This window comes from Paenibacillus sp. GbtcB18 (genome assembly GCF_019091125.1).
Classification (GTDB): Bacteria; Bacillota; Bacilli; order Paenibacillales; family NBRC-103111; genus Paenibacillus_F; species Paenibacillus_F chitinolyticus.
This window is the reverse complement of sequence record NZ_JAGXJX010000708.1, coordinates 1-244: the sequence shown is the minus strand read 5'-3', so window position 1 is coordinate 244 and position 244 is coordinate 1. Positions and strand designations below refer to the sequence as shown.

General features: G+C 49.2%; 1 protein-coding gene. It reads right to left on the bottom strand.

Annotation, left to right across the window (positions count from 1 at the left end; genetic code table 11):
* A partial coding sequence (locus tag KVT34_RS30860) for an uS7 family ribosomal protein (RefSeq protein ID WP_483311476.1) occupies window positions 1-244 on the bottom strand: 244 nt, incomplete at both ends.

The window sequence follows — 244 nt, the reverse complement described above, 5'->3', positions numbered from 1 at the left end:
ACGGTAGTGAGCAAACGCTTTGTTCGCTTCTGCCATTTTGTGTACACCTTCACGTTTCTTACCGGAAGAATCGGTGTTGTTGCTAGCGTCGATGATTTCGAAAGCCAGTCTCTCTTCCATGGTTTTCCCACCACGAAGACGAGAGTAGTTTACGAGCCAACGCAGACCAAGAGTCGTACGACGCACAGGTTTAACTTCGATCGGAACTTGGTAGTTAGCACCGCCGACACGGCGAGATTTAACT